Below are 22,288 nucleotides of genomic sequence, written 5' to 3'. Positions count from 1 at the left end.
CATGGGTCTGGCAGGCACCGACACGGCACTCTCACCGCAGGGCCGCGCGCGCGCGATCGAGACGCTCGGCAGCGGCGAGGAGCTCGACCTGCTGGTGATCGGCGGCGGAGTCGTGGGCAGCGGCACCGCCCTCGACGCCGTCACGCGGGGTCTGTCGACCGGGCTGATCGAGCAGCGCGACTTCGCCAGCGGCACCTCCTCCCGCAGCAGCAAGCTGATCCACGGCGGACTGCGCTACCTCGAGATGCTCGACTTCGCCCTGGTCCGGGAGGCCCTGCACGAGCGCGGGCTGCTCCTCACCCGCCTCGCCCCCCACCTGGTCCGGCCGGTGCCGTTCCTCTACCCGCTGACCCACCACGGCTGGGAGCGCGCCTACGTCGGGTCGGGCATCGCCCTCTACGACGCGATGGCCATCAGCTCGGGCCTCGGCGCCGGCCTCCCCCGGCACCGACACCTCACCCGCCGCCAGGCCCTGCGGCTCATGCCGAGCCTGAAGAGCAGTGCGCTCACCGGTGCCGTCCAGTACTACGACGCGCAGGTCGACGACGCCCGCCACACCATGGAGCTCGCCCGCACGGCCGCCAGCTACGGCGCGCACGTCGCGAACCGCGTTGCCGCCGTTGGCTTCCTGCGCCAGGGCGAGCGCGTCACCGGCGTGCGCGCCGTCGACAAGCTGACCGACCGCGAGTTCGTCATCAACGCCCGGCAGATCGTCAACGCCACCGGCGTGTGGACCGACGACACCCAGGCGATGGTCGGCGAGCGCGGCCAGTTCCACGTGCGGGCGTCCAAGGGCATCCACCTGGTCGTCCCGCGCGACCGGATCCACTCCTCGACCGGGCTCATCCTGCGCACCGAGAAGTCCGTCCTGTTCGTCATCCCGTGGGGACGCCACTGGATCCTCGGCACCACCGACACCGACTGGTCGCTCGACAAGGCGCACCCTGCCGCGACGCGGGCCGACATCGACTACCTCCTCGACCACGTCAACCGGGTGCTCGCCACCCCCCTGACCCACGAGGACGTGGAAGGCGTGTACGCCGGGCTGCGCCCGCTGCTCGCGGGCGAGTCCGAGTCGACCAGCAAGCTGTCGCGCGAGCACGTGGTCGCCCACAGCGCCCCGGGGCTGGTGGTCGTGGCGGGCGGCAAGTACACGACCTACCGGGTGATGGCCAGGGACGCCGTGGACGAGGCGGCCCAGGCCATCCCCGGCCGGATCGCCGACTCGACCACCGACACCATCCCGCTGCTCGGCGGCGTCGGCTACCAGGCCGCGTGGAACCAGCGCCAGACGCTCGCCCGTGCCTCCGGGCTGCACGTCGCCCGCATCGAGCACCTGCTGCGCCGCTACGGCTCACTCACCCAGGAGGTGCTCGACCTCGTCGCCGCACGACCCGAGCTCGGGCAGCCGCTCGACGGCGCCGAGGACCACCTGCGGGCCGAGGTCGTGTACGCGGCGTCGCACGAGGGGGCCCTGCACCTCACCGACGTGCTCACCCGTCGCACCCGCATCTCGATCGAGGCCTGGGACCGGGGGGTCTCGGCCGCCCCCGCCGCGGCGGCGCTCGTCGCCCCGGTGCTCGGCTGGGACGACGCCCGCACTGCGCAGGAGATCGCGATCTACCTCGGCCGCGTCGAGGCCGAGCGGATCAGCCAGACGATGCCCGACGACGCGAGCGCCGACGAGGCCCGCCGCAGCGGTCCCGACGGCACCCTGTGAGCCCTGACGGATACCGCGGACACATTGGACATACTTTGAACATTGCAGGTCAGACGGTTAGCGTGACAGTCCCCGACAGCTGAGCCCATCCCGGCCCCCGTCCTGGCCGCCCCACCCGAGAGGAGTGACGCATGCCCCCGCCGAGCATCCTCTGGCTGCGTCGCGACCTGCGTCGGGGTGACCTACCTGCCCTCGGCGCCGCCCACCGGGCCGCCCAGGACCCCACCCAGGACCCCACCCGGGGCGGCGGACCCGGTCAGGAGCCCGGGGAGGTGGCCGTCCTCTTCGTGCTGGACCCCACGTTGTGGAAGGGCGCGGGCGACGCTCGGCGAGCCTGGTTGGCCGAGAGCCTCAAGGCCGCTGACGCGGCCTACGAGGGGCGGCTCTGCGTGCGGGAGGGCGACCCGGTGGACGTCGTCCCGGCGCTGGCCGCCGAGCTCGGGGCCCGCTCCGTGCACGTCTCCCGCGAGACCACGCCCGCAGGACGGCGCCGCGACCGGGCCGTGGCCGCCGCGCTCGGCGAGGCCGGCGTCGACTGGGTCGAGACGGGCACCCCGTATGCCGTGGGGCCGGGTTCGGTGCTCAACGGGTCGGGCACCGAGTACAAGGTCTTCACGCCCTTCTCCAAGGCCTGGCGCGAGCACGGCTGGCCGGCCCCGGCCGAGGAGCCGAGTGGGTTGCGGCTCGCGCAGGTGCGCTCCGACCAGTCGGCGCTCAGCGCCTTGAAGCAGGCCCGTGAGGTCACCGGCCTGCCCGCTCTTCCGGACGCGGGCGAGGAGGCCGCCCTGCAGCGCTGGGCCGACTTCCGCGACGGAGCGCTGGCCGACTACGGCAAGGACCGCGACCGGGCCGACCTCGACGGGGTGTCGCGGCTGTCGCCGTACCTGAAGATCGGGTCGGTGCACCCCCGCACGCTCCTCGCTGACCTGGCCGACGGCCGGCGGAACCTCGGGCCGGGCGCCGACCGGTTCGAGACCGAGCTGGCCTGGCGCGAGTTCTACGCCGACGTCCTCTGGCACCACCCGCGGTCGGCCTGGCACGACCTGCGACCCGCGCTGTCGGGCATGGACTACGACGACGCCGGGGAGGCCGTCCAGGCCTGGCGCCAGGGGCGCACCGGATACCCCGTCGTGGACGCGGCGATGCGGCAGCTGCTGCGCGAGGGCTGGATGCACAACCGGATGCGCATGGTCACCGCCAGCTTCCTCACCAAGGACCTGCACGTGTGGTGGCCGATCGGCGCCAGGCACTTCCTCGACCACCTCATCGACGGCGACATCGCCTCCAACAACCACGGCTGGCAGTGGGTGGCCGGCACCGGCACCGACGCCTCGCCGTACTTCCGTGTCTTCAACCCGATCACGCAGGGGCTGCGCTTCGACCCGCACGGCGACTACGTGCGTCGCTACGTTCCCGAGCTCGCCCACCTCGACGGCCCGGCGGTCCACGAGCCGTGGAAGCACGACGACGGCTACGCCCACGACTACCCCGAGCGGATCGTCGACCACGCCGACGAGCGCCGCGAGGCGTTGCGGCGCTACGAGTCGGTCCGCGGATGAGCGAACGCACGCCTGGCGCCCACCGGACCCCGGCCGCCAGACCCGGCCTGCACCCGGTGCACGAGGTGCGCGACTTCATCCGCGCCGCCCTCGTCACGCCAGTGGCCCGTGACCACACCGAGAGCGACGCGGCCTTCCGCCGTCGCCGTGTCGTCGCGCTCGTCACCCTCGTCATCGGGGCCGTGGTGCTGGCCTTCGCGCTGCGCATCCAGCCCGGCGACCCGATGTTCTACGTCGCGACGCTCGGCCTCGCCGCCGTCTGGACGATCGGGGCGTTCGCGTCGGGTCCGCTGCACCTCGGCCGAGCCCACACCCGCGCCGGCGGCGAGGACGTCCGGCCGATCGTCCAGTCCCTGGCGCTCGGCGGCCTCCTCCTCGCCCTGTTCCTCGCGGGCGCCGTGGTGGTGGCTCACGTCCCGGTCCTGCGCGACCCGGTGCAGCACCTCCTGGACCACGCCCGCCTCGGGTCGCTCGCCCTCGTGGCGGTGCTCACCGCCGTCAACGGCATCGCCGAGGAGCTCTACTTCCGGGGCGCCCTGTACGCCGCGGTGGGACGCCGGCACGCGGTGGCGACCACCGCGGTCGTCTACGCGCTGACCACCGTCGGGGCCGGCATACCGCTGCTGGTCCTGGCCGCCGGACTGCTCGGGGTGCTGACCGCCCTGCAGCGCCGCGTCACCGGCGGCATCCTCGGCCCGGTCGTCACGCACCTGACGTGGTCGCTCGGGATGCTCTTCCTCCTGCCCGCCGTCCTTTCCACTGGGAGCTGACGCATGACCGTCACCGGACCTCGCACGACCCCTCGCACGGCGCTCGTGACCGGCGCCACGGGCTACATCGGCGGCGAGCTCGTGCCCGCCCTGCTCGACGCCGGGTGGCGGGTGCGGGTGCTCACCCGCCGCAGCTCCCGCCTCGACGGCCAGCCCTGGCACGAGGACGTCGAGGTGGTCGAGGGCGACGCCACCTCGCCCGACGACCTCGGCCGGGCGCTCGACGGCGCGGAGGTCGCCTACTACCTCCTGCACTCGATGGACGGCCAGGGGAGCTTCGTCGAGCGCGACCGCACGATGGCCCAGGGCTTTGCTGCCGCCGCTGCGGATGCGGGCACCTCGCGCGTGGTCTACCTCAGTGGCCTGCACCCGTCGGGCGAGCTCTCCGAGCACCTCGCGTCACGCGTCGAGGTGGGCGAGATCTTCCTCGCCGGCCCGGTGCCGGCGACCGTCCTGCAGGCCGGGGTCGTGCTCGGGGACGGCTCGGCGTCGTTCGACATGCTGCGCCACCTCACCGAGCGGCTGCCCGCCATGGTCGCGCCCAAGTGGGTCGACAACCGCATCCAGCCGATCGCCGTCGACGACGTCGTGCACTACCTCGTCGGGGCCGCCGACCTCCCGGCGGACAGCAACCGCACCTTCGACATCGGCGGTCCCGAGGTGCTCACCTACGCCGACATGATGCAGCGCTACGCAGACGTGGCCGGCCTGGGCCGTCGCCTGATCGTCTCCGTACCGGTGCTCTCCCCCCGGCTGGCCGGGCTGTGGGTCGGCCTCGTCACGCCGATCTCCGCCGGCATCGCGCGCCCACTGGTGGGCAGCCTGGTCCACGAGGCGATCTGCCACGAGGACGACGTGCAGACCGCGATCGGGTTGCCGCCGGGTGGCCTGACCGGGTTCGACAGCGCCGTCCGCGCTGCCCTGCGCACCGTCGACCCCCTGCTCTGGCGGCGGACCGTCCAGCGCGCGGCCGGCACGGTCGCCGCGGCGGCCGTCGTGGGCTCGCTGCTCACCGACCCGAAGTCGCGCTGGTACGCCTCCCTCGACAAGCCGTCCTGGCAGCCCCCACCCGCCGCCTTCCCGGTCGTCTGGACCGGGCTCTACGCCGAGGTCGCCCTCCTGACCGCCGCCGCCTCCGCGGTGCTCAAGGAGCGCGACGACCCCGACCACCCCTCCACCCGGGCCCGCGACCTCGAGCGAGCGCTCGCGGTCAACATGGTCCTCAACGCCGGGTGGACCGGCCTGTTCTTCCGCGCCCACCGCCCATGGGTCGCCGCCGCCGAGTGCGCCGCACTCACCGCGAGCAGCGTCGACCTCGCCCGACGTGTGGCTCCGGCCGGACGGGGTAAGGCCACCGGACTGCTCGCGTATGCCGGGTGGTGCGCCTTCGCGACTGCCCTCACCACAGCCATCGCCCGACGCAACCCGCGTCACTGACCACAGGAGCACCTCAATGCCCACCGTCCAGCGCACCGTCACCACCACCGCAGCACCGACCCGGGTCCTGCCCTACCTGCTCGACTTCGAGAACGCCGTGGAGTGGGACGCCGGCACCGTCCGCTGCGAGCTGCTGTCTGGTGACGGCTCTCCCGGCACCGTCTGGCACAACGTCTCGAAGTTCGCGGGCCGCACCGTCGACCTCGACTACACCCTCGAGAGCGTCTCCGACCACGGGTTCGTCATCGTGGGCCGCAACGAGACCACCACGAGCCGCGACACCATCACCGTCTCCCCCGACGGCACCGGGTCGTCGGTCGACTACCAGGCGGAGTTCTCCTTCACCGGGCTCGGCCGCTGGCTCTGGCCGCTGGCGATGCCGTTGCTCAGCAAGCTCGGCAACGACACCGCCCGCACCCTCAAGTCAGCCCTCGACCGGCTCTAACCGTGCCGAGGCTGCGCAAGGTCTCGCCCCAGTCGAAGGGCTGGCGGCGTCGTCGGGCCGGGAAGGGCTTCGTCTACCTCGACGAGAACGGCGCCCGGCTCGGCCCCGCGGAGGTCGAGCGGATCAGGTCACTGGCGATCCCGCCGGCGTGGGAGGACGTCTGGATCTGCCCGCTGCCCCAGGGACACATCCAGGCCGTGGGCACCGACGTCGCGGGCCGGCGGCAGTACCTCTACCACCCCGTCTGGAGGCTCAAGCAGGACCAGACGAAGTTCGACCGGGTGCTGTCCGCTGCGGCCAAGCTGCCCGCGGCCCGGCGCCGGATCCTGACCGACCTCGCCCTCGACGGCATGCCCCGCGGACGCGCGGCAGCGACGGCCGTCCGCCTGCTGGACCTCGGGTACTTCCGCATCGGCAACGACGCCTACACCCAGGACAACGGCTCGTTCGGCCTCACCACCCTGGAGCGCCAGCACGTCCGGCGCCGCGGCGAGGTCATCGTCTTCACCTTCGTCGGCAAGTCGGGGATCGAGCACACCATCGAGATCGACGACGCGGCGGCCATCGCCGCGCTGGACCGGATGCGCCGCCGCAAGTCGGCGAGCAAGCGCCTGCTGGCCTACCAGGAGGCCCGGCGCTGGGCCGACCTCGACTCCACCGCCGTCAACGCCTACCTGGGCGAGGTGCTGGGCGGCGAGCTGACCGCCAAGGACTTCCGCACCTGGCACGCCACCGTGCTGGCCGCCGTGGCCCTCGCTGCCAGCGACGAGCCGGGCGACACCAAGGCGTCCCGCAAGCGCGCGATCAAGGCGGCGGTCGACGAGGTCGCCGGCTACCTCGGCAACACCCCCACCATCGCCAAGAACTCCTACATCGACCCCCGCGTCCTCGACCGCTACGAGAGCGGCGCGACCATCGACGTCGACCCGTCCCGCTTCCGCACGCCCGAGCGCCGCCAGGCCGCGATCGAGAAGGCCGTGCTCGCGCTCCTGACCGACGGCTGAGGTGCCGCGCCCGCCCGGGCGGGCACCCGGCATACGATGGCGCGGTGAGCGAAGAGCAGAAGAAGCCGGAGAACCGCGCCCGCCCGACCACGGACGAGTTCCGTGCGTTCGTCGCCGAGGACTGGGCGCCACGTCCACCCGGTCCCAGCGAGCTGAGCGAGGCTGCGCGGTATGCCGCGGCGCGGCGCGAGGCGGTCAGTGCCGCGTTCCAGGGTGACCGGCTGGTGATCCCCGCCGGTGGCCTCAAGGTGCGCAGCAACGACACCGACTACGTGTTCCGGCCGCACACCGCGTTCGCGCACCTCACCGGGCTCGGCGGCGACCGCGAGCCCGACGCGGTGCTCGTCCTCGAGCCCCGCGACGACGGCACGCACGAGCCGATCCTGTACTTCCGCCCGCTGGCCGGGCGCGACACCGACGAGTTCTTCGCCGACGCCCGCTACGGCGAGTTCTGGGTGGGGGCCCGCCCGACGATCGAGGACGTCGAGGTCGAGCTCGGCGTGACCGGCCGGCACATCGACGAGTTCTCCGACGCCGTCGTCAAGGACGCCGGCGAGGTGACCGTGCGACTGGTCCGCGACGCCGACCGTGACCTCACCCGCGAGCTCGACACGGCCCGCACGTCGGAGACCACCTCCGCCACGACGGCGCAGGACGACCTCACCGAGGCCGACGACGAGCTCGCGCACTTCCTGTCGCACCTGCGCCTCACCAAGGACGAGTGGGAGGTCGGGGAGATGCGCAAGGCGGTCGCGGCCACCCACCACGGGTTCGACGCCGTCATTGCCGACCTCCCCGAGGCGGTCGCCAAGGGCCGCGGCGAGCGCTGGGTCGAAGGCGTCTTCGGCCTGACGGCCCGCCACGAGGGCAACGGCGTCGGCTACGACTCGATCGCCGCTGCCGGCGACCACGCCACGACGCTGCACTGGATCAAGAACACCGGCGAGCTGCGCGACGGCGACCTCATCCTGCTCGACGCCGGGGTCGAGGTGGACTCGCTCTTCACCGCTGACATCACCCGCACGCTGCCGGCCAACGGCACGTTCACCGACGCCCAGCGTGAGGTCTACGACGCCGTCTACGCGGCCCAGGAGGCCGGGCTCGCCGCGGTCAAGCCGGGCAACAAGTTCTCCGACATCCACGACGCCGCGATCCGCGTGATCGCCGAGCACCTCCTCGCCTGGGGGCTGCTCCCCGAGGGAGTGTCCGTCGAGGACACGCTCGACAAGGAGCACGGCCAGTACCACCGCCGCTGGATGGTGCACGGCACCAGCCACCACCTCGGCCTCGACGTGCACGACTGCGCCCTGGCGACCCGCGAGGAGTACATGGACGCCGAGCTCCTGCCGGGCATGGTCCTGACCGTCGAGCCCGGCCTCTACTTCAAGGCCGACGACCTCAAGGCACCCGAGCGCTTCCGCGGCATCGGGGTGCGGATCGAGGACGACGTGCTGGTGACCGAGGACGGGCACGAGAACCTCTCGGCGGCCATGCCCCGCACGTCGGCCGACGTGGAGGCCTGGATCCGCGAGGTCCAGAGCCGCTGACCTTCGCCGTGCGCGAACGGGCCCGCCCCAATCGGCGGGCCCGTTCGCACGCCCGCTGGCTATCGGTACAGCTACTAGCGGCGCTCGACGACGTCGAGGGTGAGGGCCTTGTCGATCCCCGCGGCCTGACCACCCCAGCCGAGGATCATGCCGATCAGCTCGGCCGGCTTGGGGAACGTGTCGGGCAGGGCGGAGTTGTAGGCCTGGTGCGCCTCGAGCGACGCCACCGCCCGGTCGACGTGGTCAGCGACGTCGACGAAGTGCGTGGGGGTCGGTGAGCCGGCGAAGCAGAGCCGCTTGACGTTCCACGGCTCGAACCCCTCGTCGACCAGCTCGGGGAAGATCCAGCGGTTCCCGGCATCGGCCACGGCGTCGGCGCAGGCGAGGCCGACCGCCCGGTGGTCGGCCTGGTTGAGCATCCCCTGGACGAACCGGTCGCCGTAGTGCCCGGTGACCACGACATCGGGCCTGCGGCGTCGGATCTCGCGGGCGATGTCCCGGCGCAGGCCCAGGCCGTATTCGACGTTGCCGTCGCGATGGGTGCCGAAGTCCACCTCGCTCACGCCGACGATCGCGGCCCCGTCGCGCTCCTCCTGCTCGCGGACGCCGGCCGCCTCGTCGGGGTGCATGGTGTCGATCCCGGCCTCACCACGGGTCAGCAGGAAGTAGGTCACGGTCTTGCCGGCCGCGGTCCACTTCGCGACTCCCGCGGCGGTGCCGTACTCGATGTCGTCCGGGTGCGCGACGACGCACAGGACGGATGAGAAGTCGTCGCCGAAGTCGGCGAGAGCGGGCTTGTCCCCTCCGGTCTCAGTCATGCGCACGAGGGTATGCCGCGCCGCGGGGTTCGCGCCCGCCCTTTGGCGCGCGTGCGGCGGTAGTTCGGAAGATCCCCCGCACCAGGGCCGGGCTCATCTTCCGAACAACGGGGTCTCAGGCCGACGGTGGGGGTGTCTGCTGGGTCTGCTCGTGGGCGGCCCGCTGGCGCTCGGCCTCGCGGGCGGCGTCGACCTGGGCCTGCGCCGCCGCCATCGGGTCCATCGCGGTCAGCAGCTCTCGAGCCTGGGCCGCGAACTTGTGCTCGACGAGCACCTCGTACTGGGTGGCCACGACCTGCATGACGGAGGTGAAGTCACGGGTCCCCCCGGTCAGGGCGTAGCCGATGAGCGCCCAGACGAGCCCGAACACGGCGCCGAACGCGACCGTGAGCAACACCCCGATGAAGCCCGCGCCGTTGCTGCTCGTGTCGAGCAGGGAGAAGATCAGGCCGACGAAGAGACCGAGCCAGGCACCCGAGACCAGGCCCCCGACCGCGACCCGCCGCCGGGTGAGCCGGCCGGTGACCCGCTCGAGCTGCTTGAGGTCGGTGCCGACGATGAGGACGTTCTGCACCGGGAAGTCGTGGTCGGAGAGGTAGTCGACGGCCTTCTGGGCCTTGTCGTAGGTGTCGTACCGCCCGAGGGACATCGGGTACTCCAGCGTCAGGACCGCGCGGGACCTCGCCATGGCATTCGGCTGCGTGCTCATGGCACCAGTGTGTCAAAGCCCGCTGGGAGGTGGCTGGACGGGACCCGGCTGCCACCTGGGGTATGCCGCGTGGCCGGCCACGCGGCATACCGTCAGCCTTTGAGCTTGAAGTCCTCGAGGAGGCGACGGCCGATGATCAGCTTCTGGATCTCGGCGGTGCCCTCACCGATGAGCAGCATCGGAGCCTCGCGGTAGAGGCGCTCGATCTCGTACTCCTTGGAGTATCCGTAGCCGCCGTGGATCCGGAAGGACTGCTCGACCACGTCGGCACAGTTCTCGGCGGCGAGGTACTTGGCCATGCCGGCCTCGAGGTCGTTGCGCGCGCCGGCGTCCTTGAGCCGCGCGGCCTTGACCATCATCTGGTGGCTGGCCTCGACCTTGGTCGCCATGTCGGCGAGCCGGAAGAGGATGCCCTGGTGCTCGGCGATCTTCTTGCCGAAGGTCTCGCGCTGCTGGGAGTAGGCGATCCCGAGCTCGAAGGCCCGCATCGAGACCCCACACGCGCGGGCCGCGACGTTGACGCGGCCCACCTCCACGCCGTCCATCATCTGGTAGAAGCCCTGGCCAGGCTCGCCGCCGAGGATCTGCGCGCTGGTCGTCCGGTGTCCCTCGAGCACCATCTCGGTGGTGTCGACGCCCTTGTAGCCCATCTTCTCGATCTTGCCCGGGATGGTGACGCCCTGGGCGGTCTCGCCGAACCCGGAGGTCTTGTCGATGAGGAAGGTCGTCATGTTCTTGTAGACGGAGTCGGCGCCGAGGTCCGTCTTCACAAGCACCGCAACGAGATTCGCGCTGCCGCCGTTGGTGAGCCACATCTTCTGGCCGGTGATCGACCACTGGTCGACCCCGTCGACCGGCTCGCCCTTGACGGCCTTGGTGCGGATCGCCGAGACGTCCGAGCCGAGGCCCGGCTCGCTCATCGAGAAGGCCCCGCGGATCTCGCCGGTCGCCATCTTCGGCAGGTAGCGCTGCTTCTGCTCCTCGGTGCCGTGCTGCAGCAACAGGTAGGCGACGATGAAGTGCGTGTTGATGATGCCGCTCACCGACATCCAGCCACGGGCGATCTCCTCGACCACCAGCGCGTAGGTGAGCAGCGACTCCCCCAGGCCGCCGTACTCCTCGGGGATCATCAGCCCGAAGATCCCCATCTCCTTCATGCCCTCGACGATGTCGGTGGGGTACTCGTCCTGGTGCTCGAGCTCCTGCGCCACCGGGATGATCTGCTCGTTGACGAACTCGCGCACGAGCTTGACCAGCTCCGTCTGCTCCTCGGTCAGGCCATCGGTCTGCTGGAGTCGGGACATGCGGTTCGCCACCTTGCGGTTCGGAGGGATGCGGTTCGGAGGGATGCGGTTCGGGGGGATGCGGTTCGGAGGGATGCGGTTCGGGGATCAGGGCCTCCCGCGAGTATGCCGAGTGGCCCAGTCCCAGCACAGGTTCCCGCCGTGTGAGCCTCCCCACCCGGACCTCAAGAGTCGGAGAGCTGGGGCGCGGAAAAGCAGTGGCGGGGGGCGGAGCGGTTCTGTCACGCTCTCCGGGTATGCCGCGCGGCACCGGGCCGCGCGCGCACGACTCCCTCTCGCAGGGACGACCACCACGACCGAAGGAGGCGCGAGATGTCCACGACTGTCCTGGGCGCGTTCGCTGCCCTTTCCCTTCGTTCGATGGAGTCCACCCATGCAGTTCCAGGAGCACCTCTCCTTCTCGTTTGACAGCCTTCCCGACGCACCCCCCGAGGGTGAGCGTTGGTCCAGCTGGGACGGTGCCACGCACGGTCCGAAACCCCGACCCGACTGGGTCATCACCGCGCTCGGCGCCGTCGAGTCCGACCTCGGCGTCCTCAAGACCGGCAAGGAGGCCGACGTCCACATCGTCCGGCGCTGGCTGCCGGACGGCACGACCAGGCCCGCCGTCGACTCGTTCCTCGCGGCCAAGCGCTACCGCACCGGCGAGCACCGGATGTTCCACCGCGACGCCGGCTACCACGAGGGCCGACGGGTCCGGCGCAGCCGCGAGATGCGAGCGATGGCACGGCGCACCGAGTTCGGCAAGGAGCTGCTCTCCGGGCAGTGGGCCGTGGCCGAGTTCGAGGCGCTGTCCACGCTCTGGGAGATGGGGCTGCCGGTCCCCTACCCCGTCCAGCTCAGCGACCGCGAGATGCTGATGGAGCTCATCGGCGAGCCGGGCGAGGCGGCACCCCGACTCGCCCAGACGCGCCCGACGGCCGACCTGCTGCCCGAGCTGTTCGAGCAGCTGCGCACGTCGATGGTCACGTTGGCCAGGCGGGGCTGGACGCACGGCGACCTGTCTCCCTACAACGTGCTGCTCCACGGTGAGCGGCTGGTCATCATCGACTGGCCGCAGATCGTCGACATCATCGGCAACCCGCGTGGCTTCGAGTTCCTCGAGCGCGACGTCACCAACATGTGCCGCTGGTTCGTCAGCAAGGGTCTCGACGTCGACGAGGGCGAGCTGCTCGGCGACCTCGTCGCCGAGGCGACCTCGCGCTGGTAGCGAGCCACCCGGCATACCTAGGCTGGTGGTCACACCGACGAAGGGGGTCCCTCGTGCCCGTGTCGACGCGCCGCCGGCCCATCGCCCCGCTGGACTCCCTCTGGCTGGCCATGGACCGGCCGCAGAACCTCATGGTCATCGTGTCGGTCCTCTTCCTCGGCGAGGTGCCCGACTGGGCGGAGGTGACCCGGACCCTCGAGGTCCGCGTCCTGGACCGGTACCCGGTGTTCCGGCAGCGGGTCGAGCCGGCCGGTCGACTCCTCGGCCGACCGCACTGGGTCGACGACGAGGACTTCGACCTCGGTCGGCACCTCCGCCGGACCACGCTCACGGGTCGGGGTGACGACGCCGCGCTCCAGCGCTACATGGAGCAGCACCTCTCCGTCCCGTTCGACCCCGACCATCCCCTCTGGGAGATGCACCTCATCGACGGGTACGGCTCGGGTGCGGCGATCTTCTGCCGCACCCACCACGCCCTCGCCGACGGGCTGGCCCTCGCGCGGGTGCTGCTGTCACTCACCGACGAGGACCCGGACGCGGCACCGGCGCCCGCGGACCCGCCTCGGGTCGACCCGGGCAGCGCCGCTACCAGCCCCGCCCGGCCACGGCTGCCCGGGCCTGCGTCGGTCGGCCTCGACCTGGCCGGCGCGGTCGTCACCGAGGCAAGGGGCTGGGTGACGGCCACCGGGCTGCGACACACGACCCGGCTCGCGCTGCGCACGACCCAGGTGGTCTCCGAGCTGCTCCTGGGCCAGAACCCGCCGAACCCGCTGTCGGGCGAGCCGGACCGGGCCAAGCGGATCGCGTGGACCGGGCTGCTCCCCCTCGACGGACCCAAGTCCCTGGGCCGGCTGGCCGGGGCCACCCTCAACGACGTGCTCCTCAGTGCCATGGCCGCAGCCCTGCGCACCTACCAGCAAGACAGTGGCGTCGAGCCGGTCGACCTGATGACGATGGTGCCGGTCAACCTCCGCGACCTCGACGCCCCGCTGCCCCCCGAGCTCGGGAACCGCTTCACCCTCGTCTACTTCCGGTTCCCGAGCGCGACCGCGTCCCCGCTCGCCCGACTCGCCGAGACCAAGCGCCGGATGGACTGGCTGAAGGACTCCCCCGAGGTCGCCCTCACGCACCTGCTCATGGACGTCATCGGACGGGTGGGGCGAGGCCTCGACCGCCCGGTCATCGACTTCTTCGCCAACAAGGCCCTCGGGGTGACGACCAACGTCATCGGGCCGCGCCACCGCCGATGGCTGGCCGGCGCGCCCGTGACGGGGGTGCTCGGCTGGGTGCCGGGCTCGGGGCGGCACACCGTGGGTGTCTGCATCTTCACGTACGACGGGACGGTGCGGGTGGGCGTCATCACCGACGCGGCGCTGGTGCCCGACCCGCAGCGCCTGGTCGCCGCCTTCGAGGCCGAGCTCGAGCTGTTCGTCGCCCTGGCCGCCGGCTCGTCCGACGCGGGAGGTGCGCGGCCGGAGGTGCGGCCGAAGGTGCGGCCGGGTCGTCGCAGGGACGGCCGACCCGGCCGACGACAGCCCTAGGGTGAGGGCATGGCCACGTTGACCCGTCGCGCTCTGCTCGCGGGAGCTGCCGGGGCCGGCGCGCTCGCGGCAGCCGGGTGCCGCGGGCCGGACGCCGCCGCGGTCGCCGTCCGCTCCGGCTCGATGCGCAGCCGGCACTGGCCGGGGCGCGAGATCCACTGGCAGCTCGCGCAGCAGACCCACGACACCACCACGGCTGCCCCCGTCGTCGTGGTCCTGCACGGCAAGGGCGGCGACGCCTCGCACGCCTTCCGGATCATGCGGCTCCAGGACCACGTGCGCTCGGCCGGCCTCACCCTCGCGTCGGTCGACGGCGGCGACTACTACTGGCACGCCCGCCGGGCCGGCGTCGACACCGGTGCGATGGTGATCGACGACTTCCTGCCCCTCGTGCGACGCGAGACCGGGTATGCCGGGAAGGTCGCCTTCCTCGGGTGGTCGATGGGTGGCTACGGGTCGCTGCTCCTGGCCAGCGAGCTCGGCCCCGACCAGGTCTTCGCGGTGGTGGCGGAGAGCGCGGCCCTGTGGACCGACGCCGGGCTGAGCGCACCCGGCGCCTTCGACGACCGCGAGGACTTCGAGGCCCACGACGTCTTCGCGCGCACTGCCGTGCTCTCGAAGATCCCGGTGCGGATGGACTGCGGCCGCTCCGACCCGTTCGTGCCCGGCAACCGCGCCTTCGGCAAGGCCCTGCCGTCGGCGGAGCTCACCTTCGACAAGGGCGGGCACACCGCGGGGTACTGGACCAGCCACGGCGGCCCGCAGCTGAAGTGGGTGCGCGAGCAGTACGACCGTCAGTAGACGGTGACGCGCCCGCCGATCGGCATGATGTCGTTGGCCCAGATCATGTCCATCGCCGGGTTGCTGACGCGTGCGCAGCCGTGCGAGGCCGGGTAGCCGGGGACGTTGCCGGCGCCGTGCACCGCGATCCCCCCGTTGAAGTAGCGCGGGCGCCACAGGTCACCCAGCGGACCCTTGTCGAGGTGGTTGACCGCCCGGAAGGTCGAGAAGGTGCCCGACGGGGTCAGGGCGGTGCGGGTGAACCCCTGGCTGGTGTACCGCTCACCGCTGCCGGTGCTGGTGTTGAGGATCATCGTGACCCGGCCGCCGCGCACGACGAGCAGGAGCTGGCGAGCCTTGTCGATCTCGATCCCGCTGCCACCGATCCGCGACTGCGGACGCACGCCGTTCTGCAGCGCGCGCCGGGTGGCCGGGCCGAAGACGCCGTCCCGGCCGAGCCCGGCGGCCTTCTGGAGCGCCATCACGGCCTGGGAGGTGAGGCCGCCGTAGACCCCGTCGGCCGAGCCGTTCCAGTACCCGAGCGCGGACAGCCGCTGCTGCACCTGCCGGACGTAGGGGCCCGTGTCGCCCGCGTGGAGCGTGTCGCCCTCGGTGGGCACCGGCTTGGGAGTCGGCTTCGGCGTGGGCTTGCTGGTCGGCTTCGGCGCGGCCGTCGTGGTGGGCGTGGTCGGCGTCACGGTCGTCGTGGTGGGCTCCGCCGTGGTCGTCGGCTCCGGGCTCGTGGGGGTGGTCGCGGAGTCGGTGGGTGACGTCGTGCCCTGGGCCGCCGAGGGGGTCGCCGCGGTGTGTCTGCCGAACGTGATGCCGCCGCATCCGCTCAGCGCGAGCGCGCCGACCAGCACCGACGCAGCCAGCGCCGTGCGTGATCCAGTCCGCCTGCGGTCCATCCGGTCCCCTTCCCTGGCCGGCGGACCCCGTCCGCAGGCAATGCCTTGTCAGTCATGGTGACGCACGCGACCGCGTTTCGGTTGTCCCCCGCGCCGAATCGTGACCACCGCGGGCTGTCGGCACCGGCGCGGCCGCCGGGCTGCCCGGCCCGGGGCGGCGCTCCCACGCGCTCACCCCCGGGCCGGCCGCCACGTCCCCCGACATGGCGCGGACGCCCTCCCCCGAGGGCGACCGCACTCACCAAGACGCGGCCCGGTGCGGAAAGGTTGCCCTCCCGGGCCTGTTGATTTCTCAACGAGAATGCCGCCCGGCCACCGTACGGCACGGCGGTCAGGCCTCGGTGTGCGCCGAGATCAGTCCTCGGTGAGCGCCGAGATCGCCTCGTGGATCGCCAGCACCCGCTGCGCCGTCTCGACGTGCAGGCTCTCGACCAGTCGGCCGTTCAACGTCACGACGCCGGCTCCGGCTCCGGCCTCCCAGGCCGCGAGCACGGCCCGGGCGTCCTCCACAGCAGCGGCGCTCGGCGCGAAGGCCGCGTTGCACGCGTCGACCTGCCCGGGGTGGATGAGCGTCTTGCCGTCGAAGCCCAGCCGGCGCCCCTGCACGCACTCGGCCGCGAAGCCCTCGCCGTCCTGCACGTCGTTGTAGACCCCGTCGAGGATCACGGTGCCCGTCGCGCGAGCCGCCAGGAGGCACAACGACAGCCCGGTGAGCAGGGGCGCCCGACCGGGCACGTGCTCGGCGTGCAGCTCCTTGGCGAGGTCGTTGGTGCCCATCACGAGCACGGTGAGCCGGTCGGAGGCGCCCGCGATCTCCTCGCAGTGGAGCATCGCCCGAGGGGTCTCGACCATGGCCCACAGCGCGGTGCGGGCAGGGGCGCCGGCCGCCTCCATCGCGGCGACCAGGGCGCGGACCTCGTCCCCGGACCCGATCTTCGGCACCACGACCGCGTCAGGCCCGGCCGCACAGGCCGCGGGCAGGTCGGCCTCGTGCCACTGCGTCCCGATCCCGTTGACCCGGATCGCGATCTCCCGCCGACCGTACTCACCGGACCGCGCCGCAGCGCAGGCGTTGTCGCGCGCCGTGTCCTTCGCGTCGGGGGCCACCGCGTCCTCGAGGTCGAGGATCAGGGCGTCGACGGCCAGGCTCTTGGCCTTCTCCAGTGCGCGCTCGTTGGAGGCGGGCATGTACAGCACCGACCGTCTCGGTCGGTATGCCGTGGGGTCCACCACGTCAGGCCCGGTCACGACCGCGCACCGTCGCCGTCGCCATCGCCATCGGTGGGAGCTGGCTTCGCGGCATACAGCCGGGCGAGCTCGGGGTCGGTCGCGGCGAGCCGCTCGGCGAGCTCGAGCATCACCTGGCACTGCTTGAGCGAGGCGTCGTCCTCCATCTTGCCGTCGAGCATCACGGCGCCGGTGCCGTCACCCATCGCCTCGACCACACGGCGTGCGTGGGCGACGTCCTCGGCGGACGGGCTGAACACCCGCTTGGCGATCTCGATCTGCACCGGGTGCAGCGACCAGGTGCCGACGCAGCCGAGCAGGAAGGCGTTGCGGAACTGGTCCTCGCAGGCGACGACGTCCTTGATGTCACCGAACGGACCGTAGTAGGGGAAGATCCCGTGCATCGCGCAGGCGTCGACCATCCGCGCGATCGTGTAGTGCCAGAGATCCTGTTGGTACGTCTGACGACTCGCGTTGACGGCGTCCTCGACGCCAGCCGGGGGGTCCTGCCGGACGAGGTACCCGGGATGCCCGCCGCCGACGCGAGTGGTCTTCATCCGCCGGTCCGCCGCGAGGTCGGCCGGGCCGAGGGACAGACCCTGCATGCGCGGGCTGGCGCCGGCGATGGCCTCGACGTTGGCCACACCGCGGGCAGTCTCCAGGATCGCGTGCACGAGGATCGGGCGCTGCAGCCCGGCGCGCGCCTCGAGCTGCGCGAGCAGCCGGTCGACGTAGTGGATGTCCTCGGGCCCCTGCACCTTCGGGACCATGATCACGTCGAGCTTGGCGCCGATCTCGGTGACGAGGGTGGTGAGGTCGTCGAGCACCCACGGGCTGTCGAGGGCGTTGACCCGCGTCCACAGCTGGGTGGAGTCGCCGAAGTCGGTGGCGCGGGCGATCTCGACGAGCCCGGCCCGCGCGGCCTCCTTGCGATCGGCCCTGACGGCGTCCTCGAGGTTGCCGAGCAGCACGTCGACCGTGCCGACCATGGCCGGGACCTTGGCGGCCATCTTCGCGTTGCTCGGGTCGAAGAAGTGGATCACGCGCGAGGGACGCGAGGGCACCTGCGTGAGCGGGGTGGGAGCACCCACCGCCAGTGGGGCGAAGAAGTCCTTGGGGCTGCGCACGCGGCGACGCTAGCAGCGACAGCCACACCGCGGTTATGACACAGTTCACGTGTGACCGAGCCCGCGCGCGAGCCTGCTGGCGGCGCCGTCGCGCCGACGCAGCCCGAGGCGCCCGAGCCCGCGACGACGACCACGACCTCGGCCACGACCACGACCGTCACGCCGGTCAACGTCACCGCGCTGTTCGCCGAGGCCGCGACCAAGTCCGGCCTCATGTGGGTCCAGCCGCCCGGCGACCGCGCGTGGCCGTTCTGGCACGCATGGGCCGACGAGACCGTGTATGCCGTGTCCGGCCCGGGCGAGCAGTCGTTGCCGTGGTTGCCCGGGGAGGTGCTGCTCATCCTGCGCAGCAAGGACACCGGTGGGCGGCTGCTCACGGTGCAGGCCACCGTGCAGGAGATCGACCCGGCCGACGAGGGCTGGGACGCGGCGACCGAGGCCCTGCGGGCGGGCCGCCTGAACGCCTCCGACGACGCCGTCGAGCGGTGGGCCCGCGAGTGCACCGTCCGGGCGCTCCGGCCGTTCGGCGCCCCCGTGGAGGGCCCGGGGTCCTACCCCACGACGTCCGGCGCCGCACCCGTCCCGCCCAGCGAGGCCACCACCGCGACCTGGCGCCCATGGCACTGGCGCGGACGACCGCGACGACGGCGCGGGAACCGCCTCCCCGACGACGGCTGACCAGCCGGATAACCTTGCGGCGTGAGCACCCCGTCGCGCGTCTTCGTCGGCCGCCTGACCAGCCTGAGCGTGTTCGACCCGCTCGGTGACCAGGTCGGCCGCGTGCGTGACGTCGTCGTCACGTTCGGCGCCTCCCGCCGTCGGCCGCGCATCATCGGCCTCGTCGTCGAGGTGCCCGGCCGGCGCCGGGTCTTCGTGCCCATGACGCGGGTGACGTCCGTGGACGGCGGCCAGGTCATCACCACCGGGCTGGTGAACATGCGCCGGTTCGAGCAGCGCACCAACGAGGTGCTCGTGATGGCCGAGATCCTCGAGCGACCCGTCACGGTGCACGACCCCGAGGGCGACTACGAGGCGACCGTCGAGGACGTCGCGATCGAGCGCGAGCGCAGCCGCGACTGGGCGATGTCGAAGGTGTTCGTGCGACAGGGCACGGGGCGTGGCTCGCTCGGGCCGTTCCGCCGTCGCCGGGGCGCGACCATGCTGGTGCCCGTCGAGGACGTGACCGGCATCCACCAGTCCACCGCCGGGCAGTCCGCGGCGATGCTCCTCGAGACCTACGACGACCTGAAGTCGGCCGACCTCGCCGGCGTGATCCACGACCTGTCCCCCAAGCGCCGGGCCGAGGTGGCCGAGGCGATGGACGACGACAAGCTCGCCGACGTGCTCGAGGAGCTGCCCGAGGACGACCAGGTCGAGATCCTCGAGACGCTGCCGGTGGAGCGGGCCGCCGACGTGCTCGAGGCGATGGAGCCCGACGACGCGACCGACCTGCTGCACAACCTCACGGCCGAGAAGCAGGAGGAGCTCCTCCAGCTCATGGAGCCGGACGAGGCGGCCGACCTGCGTCGGCTGCTCACCTACGACGAGGAGTCGGCCGGCGGCATGATGACCACCGAGCCGGTCATCCTCGGCCCGGAGGCCTCGATCGCCGAGGCGCTCGCGGTGGTGCGCCGCGCCGAGATCTCGCCGGCCCTCGCCTCGACCGTCTACGTCTGCCGGGCTCCCCACGAGACCCCCACCGGCACGTTCCTCGGCATCGTGCACATCCAGCGGCTGCTGCGCGAGCCTCCCCACGGGGCCATCGGCGGCATCCTCGACAAGGAGATCGAGCCGCTGACCGCGGATGCTCCTCTGGGCCAGGTGACGCGGATCCTCGCGACCTACAACCTCGTGGGCGTCCCGGTGGTCGACGGCGACGGCCGGCTCATCGGGGCGGTCACCGTCGACGACGTCCTCGACCACATCCTCCCCGACGACTGGCGCGAGGACCGGCACGAGGTGACCCATGGCTGAGCGCGACCGCCGGATGGCCACCAGCCGGCTCGACCAGCCACGCGAGGCCCGCAGGGCGCTGCTCCCGCGTCCCACCATGAGCCAGGAGACGTTCGGGCGGTGGAGCGAGCGGTTCGCCCGCTTCATGGGCACGGCCGCGTTCCTGATCGCGATGACGGTGTTCGTCGTCTTCTGGGTGCTCTGGAACCTCGCGTCGCCCAGGGACTGGCGTTTCGACAACTACCCGTTCATCTTCCTCACGCTCATGCTCAGCCTGCAGGCCTCGTATGCCGCGCCGCTGATCCTGCTCGCCCAGAACCGCCAGGCCGACCGCGACCGGGTCGCCCTCGAGCAGGACCGCGCTCGCGACGAGCGCAACCTCGCGGACACCGAGTACCTCACCCGCGAGGTCGCCTCACTGCGGCACGCGATGGGTGACGCTGCGACCCGCGACTTCCTCCGCTCCGAGCTGCGTGGCCTGCTCGAGGAGCTCGAGGAGCGCGGCCTCGAGGTGCGCCGACGTGAGGCAGATGACAGGCCGGCGGGAGCGACCGGTTCTTCGAGGGACCAGGGCTCGACCTAACATGGGGGCATGTCCCCCAGCCCCAGCGACACCTCGAGCGACGCCCAGAGCGACGCCGTCAGCGACAGCGGGTCTGCGGCCGCCTCCGTGACCGACGACGCCCTCCACCAGGCGCTGTCGACGGTCATCGACCCCGAGATCCGCAAGCCCGTGACCGAGCTCGGCATGGTCGAGAGCGTCACGGTGGATGCCGGCGGCCGGGTCGCCGTGACCATCCTGCTGACCGTCTCGGGTTGCCCCATGAAGGACACGCTCACCAAGGACACCACCGCGGCCCTGGCCAAGGTGCCCGGGGTCACCGCCGTCGACGTCACGCTGGGTGTGATGAGTGACGAGCAGCGCGTGGCGCTGCGCGAGCAGCTGCGCGGTGGCACCGCCGAGCGCGAGATCCCGTTCGCAAAGCCCGGTTCCCTCACCCGCGTGTATGCCGTGGCCTCCGGGAAGGGCGGCGTCGGCAAGTCGTCGGTCACGGTCAACCTCGCCGCCTCCCTGGCCCAGAGCGGGCTGCGGGTGGGTGTGGTGGACGCCGACGTCTACGGGTTCTCGGTGCCCCGCATGCTCGGCGTCGAGCACCGGCCGACGCAGGTCGACGACATGATCCTGCCCCCGATCTCCCACGAGGTGAAGGTCATCTCGATCGGGATGTTCGTGCCCGGGAACCAGCCCGTGGTGTGGCGTGGCCCCATGCTGCACCGCGCCCTCCAGCAGTTCCTCGGCGACGTCTTCTGGGGTGACCTCGACGTCCTCCTGCTCGACCTCCCGCCGGGCACCGGCGACATCGCCATCTCGGTCGCCCAGCTGATCCCGACCGCCGAGATCCTCGTCGTGACCACCCCGCAGCAGGCTGCGGCCGAGGTCGCCGAGCGCGCGGGATCCATTGCGCTGCAGACCCACCAGCGCATCGTCGGCGTCATCGAGAACATGTCGTGGCTGGAGCTCCCCGACGGCTCACGCCAGGAGATCTTCGGGTCGGGTGGCGGCCAGGCCGTGGCCGACTCACTCACCCGCGCGATCGGCGCCGACGTGCCGTTGCTGGGCCAGATCCCGCTCGACGTCAACCTTCGCGAGGGCGCCGACCAGGGCACGCCGGTCGTGCTGCGCAACCCCGAGTCGCCGGCCGCGGTGTCGCTGCGCGCCATCGCCCGTGGCCTCGCGACGCGCTCGCGCGGGCTCGCCGGTCGCTCGCTGGGCCTGTCCCCCGTCGGCCGCTAGGAACCCGTCCGGTCGGGGCTGACCCACCAGGCGCGTCCATGCCGAACCGGGCGGCCCCGGTCAGGTGGCGTCGTCGTCAGGTGGCGTCGTCGTCGTAGGGCGTCGGCTTCGTCGCGTCGAAGCCGCCGTTGCTGGGGGCGTAGCTAGGAGGGGTCCCGTCGGCGTCAGCGGGGTTCGGGTCGAGCAGCGCCTCGCGGACGATGCGACGCGGGTCGTACTGGCGCGGGTCGTACTGCCGCCAGTCGATGTCGTCGAACTCCGGGCCCATCTGCTCCCGCAGCTGGCCCTTGGCGCCCTCGGCCATCGCCCTCGCCTGGCGCACCAGGCGACCCAGCTTCGCGGCATACTCGGGCAGGCGCTCGGGACCGAGGATCACCACCGCCAGCACGATCAGCGCGATGAACTCCCAGCCGTTGATGCCTGCCATGACGTGC

21 protein-coding genes are annotated in these 22,288 nt (G+C 72.1%); 14 read left to right on the top strand and 7 right to left on the bottom strand.

Annotated elements, in window-relative coordinates; translation table 11 throughout:
* Position 1 precedes the first annotated feature (1 nt).
* The 7 genes from ABD262_RS01985 to ABD262_RS01955 all read left to right on the top strand — a co-directional run bounded on the left by ABD262_RS01985 (position 2) and on the right by ABD262_RS01955 (position 8,482).
* Positions 2-1,720: a glycerol-3-phosphate dehydrogenase/oxidase gene (locus ABD262_RS01985; protein WP_344130336.1), complete on the top strand. Its 1,719-nt coding sequence runs from the start codon at positions 2-4 to the stop codon at positions 1,718-1,720.
* A gap of 131 nt (positions 1,721-1,851) precedes the next feature.
* A complete protein-coding gene (locus ABD262_RS01980) occupies positions 1,852-3,279 on the top strand; it encodes a cryptochrome/photolyase family protein (RefSeq protein ID WP_344130333.1) in 1,428 nt (475 codons plus the stop codon).
* Positions 3,276-4,049: a CPBP family intramembrane glutamic endopeptidase gene (locus ABD262_RS01975; protein WP_344130330.1), complete on the top strand. Its 774-nt coding sequence runs from the start codon at positions 3,276-3,278 to the stop codon at positions 4,047-4,049. Before ABD262_RS01980 ends, ABD262_RS01975 begins: the two co-directional genes overlap by 4 nt.
* A 3-nt stretch (positions 4,050-4,052) precedes the next feature.
* Positions 4,053-5,486 (top strand): tryptophan-rich sensory protein, encoded by a 1,434-nt coding sequence (locus ABD262_RS01970; protein WP_344130327.1) that lies wholly within the window; start codon positions 4,053-4,055, stop codon positions 5,484-5,486.
* Between the two features lie 16 nt (positions 5,487-5,502).
* Positions 5,503-5,931, top strand: a complete 429-nt coding sequence (locus ABD262_RS01965; RefSeq protein ID WP_344130324.1) for an SRPBCC family protein — start codon at positions 5,503-5,505, stop codon at positions 5,929-5,931.
* Positions 5,932-5,933: 2 nt separating this feature from the next.
* On the top strand, positions 5,934-6,935 hold the full coding sequence (locus ABD262_RS01960; protein ID WP_344130322.1) for a DNA topoisomerase IB: 1,002 nt from the start codon (positions 5,934-5,936) through the stop codon (positions 6,933-6,935).
* 44 nt (positions 6,936-6,979) lie between these two features.
* Complete coding sequence (locus ABD262_RS01955; protein ID WP_344130320.1) at positions 6,980-8,482, top strand: aminopeptidase P family protein; 1,503 nt, start codon at positions 6,980-6,982, stop codon at positions 8,480-8,482.
* A gap of 74 nt (positions 8,483-8,556) precedes the next feature.
* Here ABD262_RS01955 and ABD262_RS01950 read toward each other — a convergent pair whose 3' ends face one another.
* From ABD262_RS01950 to ABD262_RS01940, 3 genes are all read right to left on the bottom strand, one after another.
* The gene (locus tag ABD262_RS01950) at positions 8,557-9,300 is read right to left on the bottom strand and encodes a PIG-L deacetylase family protein (protein WP_344130318.1); all 744 of its coding nucleotides are present in this window, start codon (positions 9,298-9,300) and stop codon (positions 8,557-8,559) included.
* 115 nt (positions 9,301-9,415) lie between these two features.
* On the bottom strand, positions 9,416-10,009 hold the full coding sequence (locus ABD262_RS01945; RefSeq protein ID WP_344130317.1) for a YflT domain-containing protein: 594 nt from the start codon (positions 10,007-10,009) through the stop codon (positions 9,416-9,418).
* A 92-nt stretch (positions 10,010-10,101) separates the two neighbouring features.
* Positions 10,102-11,313, bottom strand: coding sequence for an acyl-CoA dehydrogenase family protein (locus ABD262_RS01940; protein ID WP_344130314.1), 1,212 nt, complete (start codon positions 11,311-11,313; stop codon positions 10,102-10,104).
* A 373-nt stretch (positions 11,314-11,686) separates the two neighbouring features.
* Here ABD262_RS01940 and ABD262_RS01935 point away from each other — a divergent pair, with 373 nt between their 5' ends.
* Genes ABD262_RS01935 through ABD262_RS01925 form a run of 3 tightly spaced genes read left to right on the top strand, consistent with a single transcriptional unit; the run spans position 11,687 to position 14,865 of the window.
* A complete protein-coding gene (locus ABD262_RS01935; protein WP_344130312.1) occupies positions 11,687-12,523 on the top strand; it encodes a serine protein kinase RIO in 837 nt (278 codons plus the stop codon).
* Between the two features lie 53 nt (positions 12,524-12,576).
* Positions 12,577-14,064 carry a wax ester/triacylglycerol synthase family O-acyltransferase gene (locus tag ABD262_RS01930; protein WP_344130309.1) on the top strand — a complete coding sequence of 496 codons (1,488 nt, stop codon included), beginning with the start codon at positions 12,577-12,579 and terminating at the stop codon, positions 14,062-14,064.
* Between the two features lie 9 nt (positions 14,065-14,073).
* Complete coding sequence (locus tag ABD262_RS01925) at positions 14,074-14,865, top strand: alpha/beta hydrolase-fold protein (RefSeq protein ID WP_344130306.1); 792 nt, start codon at positions 14,074-14,076, stop codon at positions 14,863-14,865.
* On the opposite strand, the gene ABD262_RS01920 is transcribed toward ABD262_RS01925, so the two are convergent.
* The 3 genes from ABD262_RS01920 to ABD262_RS01910 form a co-directional block, all read right to left on the bottom strand.
* Positions 14,859-15,752, bottom strand: coding sequence for a L,D-transpeptidase family protein (locus tag ABD262_RS01920; protein ID WP_344130303.1), 894 nt, complete (start codon positions 15,750-15,752; stop codon positions 14,859-14,861). The two genes, ABD262_RS01925 and ABD262_RS01920, sit on opposite strands and share 7 nt — an antisense overlap.
* Before the next feature lie 354 nt (positions 15,753-16,106).
* The gene (locus ABD262_RS01915; RefSeq protein WP_344130301.1) at positions 16,107-17,000 is read right to left on the bottom strand and encodes an HpcH/HpaI aldolase/citrate lyase family protein; all 894 of its coding nucleotides are present in this window, start codon (positions 16,998-17,000) and stop codon (positions 16,107-16,109) included.
* Positions 16,997-18,106 carry an HpcH/HpaI aldolase/citrate lyase family protein gene (locus tag ABD262_RS01910; RefSeq protein WP_344130298.1) on the bottom strand — a complete coding sequence of 370 codons (1,110 nt, stop codon included), beginning with the start codon at positions 18,104-18,106 and terminating at the stop codon, positions 16,997-16,999. The genes ABD262_RS01915 and ABD262_RS01910 overlap by 4 nt, the downstream gene beginning before the upstream one ends.
* 51 nt (positions 18,107-18,157) lie before the next feature.
* Between ABD262_RS01910 and ABD262_RS01905 the strand changes: the two genes are divergently transcribed.
* From ABD262_RS01905 to ABD262_RS01890, 4 genes are read left to right on the top strand one after another with little or no spacing between them, the layout of a single operon-like run.
* Complete coding sequence (locus tag ABD262_RS01905; protein ID WP_344130295.1) at positions 18,158-18,784, top strand: hypothetical protein; 627 nt, start codon at positions 18,158-18,160, stop codon at positions 18,782-18,784.
* A gap of 21 nt (positions 18,785-18,805) precedes the next feature.
* A complete protein-coding gene (locus ABD262_RS01900) occupies positions 18,806-20,080 on the top strand; it encodes a magnesium transporter MgtE N-terminal domain-containing protein (RefSeq protein WP_344130293.1) in 1,275 nt (424 codons plus the stop codon).
* Positions 20,073-20,642, top strand: coding sequence for a DUF1003 domain-containing protein (locus ABD262_RS01895; protein WP_344130290.1), 570 nt, complete (start codon positions 20,073-20,075; stop codon positions 20,640-20,642). The genes ABD262_RS01900 and ABD262_RS01895 overlap by 8 nt, the downstream gene beginning before the upstream one ends.
* Positions 20,643-20,651: 9 nt before the next feature.
* Positions 20,652-21,854, top strand: coding sequence for an Mrp/NBP35 family ATP-binding protein (locus tag ABD262_RS01890; protein ID WP_344130287.1), 1,203 nt, complete (start codon positions 20,652-20,654; stop codon positions 21,852-21,854).
* Between the two features lie 76 nt (positions 21,855-21,930).
* Here the strand turns inward: ABD262_RS01890 and ABD262_RS01885 are convergent, their stop codons facing one another.
* On the bottom strand, positions 21,931-22,281 hold the full coding sequence (locus ABD262_RS01885; RefSeq protein WP_344130284.1) for a twin-arginine translocase TatA/TatE family subunit: 351 nt from the start codon (positions 22,279-22,281) through the stop codon (positions 21,931-21,933).
* Between the last annotated feature and the right edge of the window lie 7 nt (positions 22,282-22,288).

It is taken from the genome of Pedococcus bigeumensis (assembly GCF_039531795.1).
GTDB classification, from domain to species: Bacteria; Actinomycetota; Actinomycetes; order Actinomycetales; family Dermatophilaceae; genus Pedococcus; species Pedococcus bigeumensis.
Note: the sequence above shows the minus strand (reverse complement) of the source record. Positions and strands in the feature narration are given on the sequence as shown.

Excerpts from the sequence above, each read along its gene's own strand:
- ABD262_RS01985 (WP_344130336.1), top strand. The coding sequence starts at position 2 with ATGGGTCTGGCAGGCACCGACACGGCACTCTCACCGCAGGGCCGCGCG.
- ABD262_RS01980 (WP_344130333.1), top strand. The coding sequence starts at position 1,852 with ATGCCCCCGCCGAGCATCCTCTGGCTGCGTCGCGACCTGCGTCGGGGT.
- ABD262_RS01975 (WP_344130330.1), top strand. The coding sequence starts at position 3,276 with ATGAGCGAACGCACGCCTGGCGCCCACCGGACCCCGGCCGCCAGACCC.
- ABD262_RS01970 (WP_344130327.1), top strand. The coding sequence starts at position 4,053 with ATGACCGTCACCGGACCTCGCACGACCCCTCGCACGGCGCTCGTGACC.
- ABD262_RS01965 (WP_344130324.1), top strand. The coding sequence starts at position 5,503 with ATGCCCACCGTCCAGCGCACCGTCACCACCACCGCAGCACCGACCCGG.
- ABD262_RS01950 (WP_344130318.1), bottom strand. The coding sequence starts at position 9,300 with ATGACTGAGACCGGAGGGGACAAGCCCGCTCTCGCCGACTTCGGCGAC.
- ABD262_RS01945 (WP_344130317.1), bottom strand. The coding sequence starts at position 10,009 with ATGAGCACGCAGCCGAATGCCATGGCGAGGTCCCGCGCGGTCCTGACG.
- ABD262_RS01940 (WP_344130314.1), bottom strand. The coding sequence starts at position 11,313 with ATGTCCCGACTCCAGCAGACCGATGGCCTGACCGAGGAGCAGACGGAG.
- ABD262_RS01935 (WP_344130312.1), top strand. The coding sequence starts at position 11,687 with ATGCAGTTCCAGGAGCACCTCTCCTTCTCGTTTGACAGCCTTCCCGAC.
- ABD262_RS01925 (WP_344130306.1), top strand. The coding sequence starts at position 14,074 with ATGGCCACGTTGACCCGTCGCGCTCTGCTCGCGGGAGCTGCCGGGGCC.
- ABD262_RS01920 (WP_344130303.1), bottom strand. The coding sequence starts at position 15,752 with ATGGACCGCAGGCGGACTGGATCACGCACGGCGCTGGCTGCGTCGGTG.
- ABD262_RS01895 (WP_344130290.1), top strand. The coding sequence starts at position 20,073 with ATGGCTGAGCGCGACCGCCGGATGGCCACCAGCCGGCTCGACCAGCCA.
- ABD262_RS01890 (WP_344130287.1), top strand. The coding sequence starts at position 20,652 with ATGTCCCCCAGCCCCAGCGACACCTCGAGCGACGCCCAGAGCGACGCC.
- ABD262_RS01885 (WP_344130284.1), bottom strand. The coding sequence starts at position 22,281 with ATGGCAGGCATCAACGGCTGGGAGTTCATCGCGCTGATCGTGCTGGCG.